Below are 1520 nucleotides of genomic sequence, written 5' to 3'. Positions count from 1 at the left end.
TAGTTCTACTGCGTCACGTTGCATGGCGGGAAACCGCCCTGATTTGATGTGTTTGGCAACACGGACATCGCGACAGTGTCTTTGCCAGCGCGACTGCCAGCCTTCGTCGGATGGTCGCGATCGAGTTTTCGACGTGGCGCTCGGGTCGGATCGGCGGCGCCTCGGGGTTTCGGACGATCGGGTATGAGAGCCGTTTTGCGCTGGCGGGCGGCTGAGGGGGGAAACGCCGCTCGCTCGCGGATCAGAAAGCCGTATGCCGCGATGCACAGCGTCGCGTGGTGATGAAAACCTCGCCATCCCCTCCCTTCGAAATGCGCCAGGCCGAGTTCGCTTTTCAGTTCCTCGTAGTCACGCTCGATGCGCCAACGCAGTTTGGCTGTATCGACGAGGACCTCAAGAGCAACGTCTTCCGGAAGGGTCGATAGCCAATATTTTGTGGGCTTTTCTTCAGCTTCCGGCCATTCGACGAGAAGCCATTCCAAGGGATGGGGCGTCGACTGTTTCCAGTCGCGCGAGGCCGGCCTGACCCGCACGGCGGCGAAACGTGACGACAAGGGTTCGTTGGAGCCTTCGCGCCAGAACACCGTCCGCCACGACTCCGGGGACAGGTCCAAAGCCAGCGCCTTGGCGTCGACAGGCTGATGATCGGCGTCGCGCCGCAACCGTGACGGCCTGCGCCCGCGTCCGCTCCACGGGGCGGGCGGCAGCGGGTCCACACCGGGCGGCCAGACGCTGAGCGTCGATTGCACGCCCACCGCATAGGTCAGCCCGAGAGCCGTGATGCCCGAGCGCAAGGGGCCGTCGACACCATAGCCCGCGTCAGCCAGCAACACCCCGCGCGCGACCCCGGCGGCAAACGCGGCGCGGATCTGATCGAGCGCGATCTCGGGTTTGGTCTGGAACTTCACGTCGTCCGGGACATGCGCTTTTTGCCGGCGCGCTGTGTCCTCGGCCCAGTCCGCGGGCAAATACAGACGGTAAGCGATCGGAAGACTTGCCGCGTGATTGGCGATCGAAAGCGTCACCGCGATCTGGCAATTGTCCGTCTTGCCCAGCCGCCCGCAATATTGTCGCGCGACACCGACGGAGTGAACGCCCTTCTTCGCAAATCCGGTGTCATCGATGATCCACGCCGTGACGCCGCCCTGGGCTGCGAGCGCCGGCGTAACGAGTTCGCGGACCTTGTCTAGAACCGCCTGATCCGACCAGGCCGCCTGGCCCAACAGGTGCAGAAGCGATTGATGTTTCGCCGACACGCGCGCCGGCGCCACCACGGCCGCGATCGGCTCGACGCTCTTGCGTTCGCCGGGCATCAACAAGCCGGTGCAATAATCCCTGAGCGGTTGGGCCCGATCCTCACGCCCCAAAACGGCCGCCAACGCATCGACATACGCAACAAAACGCGCTTCACTCGATTGCGCCTCGGGCTCCATCTTCGCCACCCTCCGCCAGTGAGACGAATCGGCAGGATAGCAAAGCTCACGCGACGACCAATCTGAGAAAAACGTGACTCAGTAGAA

The 1520-nt window shown here is 63.8% G+C and carries 1 protein-coding gene; it reads right to left on the bottom strand.

Annotated elements, in window-relative coordinates; all coding sequences use genetic code 11:
• Positions 1 to 5 precede the first annotated feature (5 nt).
• Complete coding sequence (locus tag GJ654_RS20630) at positions 6 to 1433, bottom strand: IS701 family transposase (protein ID WP_155448057.1); 1428 nt, start codon at positions 1431 to 1433, stop codon at positions 6 to 8.
• Positions 1434 to 1520 lie beyond the last annotated feature (87 nt).

This window comes from Rhodoblastus acidophilus (assembly GCF_009720655.1).
Lineage (GTDB): Bacteria > Pseudomonadota > Alphaproteobacteria > Rhizobiales > Beijerinckiaceae > Rhodoblastus > Rhodoblastus acidophilus_A.
This window is presented reverse-complemented; position numbering and strand designations above follow the sequence as displayed.

What these genes read in the sequence shown, in the direction of transcription:
- GJ654_RS20630 (WP_155448057.1), bottom strand. Translation starts at nt 1,433, where the DNA reads ATGGAGCCCGAGGCGCAATCGAGTGAAGCGCGTTTTGTTGCGTATGTC.